General features: G+C 30.9%; 1 pseudogene. It reads right to left on the bottom strand.

Annotation, left to right across the window (positions count from 1 at the left end):
• Positions 1-831, bottom strand: a pseudogene (locus tag RTW80_RS26355) (hypothetical protein); the annotation flags it as partial.

The raw sequence follows: 831 nt of genomic DNA, 5'->3' as shown, positions 1-831 counted from the left end.
CCTTTATAGTGCTTGATGCTTGTTTAAGAGCATCTTGGCGCTCGCGGTAATTAACCGTATCTTCAACTTCTTTTTTCTTTATAGATAATGACAAAACTTCATCAATAATCTCGTCTGGTCTATCGACTGATGCAGCTATTTCTTTGATTTTGAGATCGATTATACTAATTTCAGCATCAATCTCATTTAATTGGAATATAAGGCGTTCTTTTTCTTTTTTTAACTCATCACTCAAGATTTTTGAAATTGATAAATGGAAACCCTCGACTTCATTTAGTTTATCAATGTTAACAGTTGGGAAAAAATCGACAACTTTGCTGAAATATCTTTTTGGAATAGGCTTTGTATCAGAAATATTTTCTTCAATTCTAAATAACTTACTTTCGAGAGAGTATTTTTGTTTGAGATATTTATCTTTTTCGATGGCTAAACTTAGGCTTTTTTCATCAAGGATAGCTTTTATGTTGGCTGCAAAAAGGTCTAGATCTTTTTTTATAGTGTCAATTTTATTGTCGATAACATTTAAATCTTGTTTTGCTTGCCTGTATTCTTTTAAAGTTAATTTTTTGACAAAACCCTGCTTGAACGCTATATCAATATTCTTTCTGTTTACTTCGTTTTCGGATTTCTTTTTTTCAATTTCTTCAATTAAGTTATAATAGCCGAAGGACTTAATGAGAAATTCTTTGATAGATGCATATCCTTCCCCAGAATAGCGTAGAAGAGGTTTATTTGGATTGTAATTATCTTTTCCCCAAATTCTCGTGAATCTGGAAACTAAATTTCTTAATGAAGGATCGTTTGATGAAAAACCATATTTCTGAGCCAAGA

Origin of the sequence: Escherichia sp. AM3 (genome assembly GCF_032029835.1) — a bacterium.
In the GTDB taxonomy this organism is placed as follows: Bacteria; Pseudomonadota; Gammaproteobacteria; order Enterobacterales; family Enterobacteriaceae; genus Escherichia; species Escherichia coli.
Note: the sequence above shows the minus strand (reverse complement) of the source record. Positions and strands in the feature narration are given on the sequence as shown.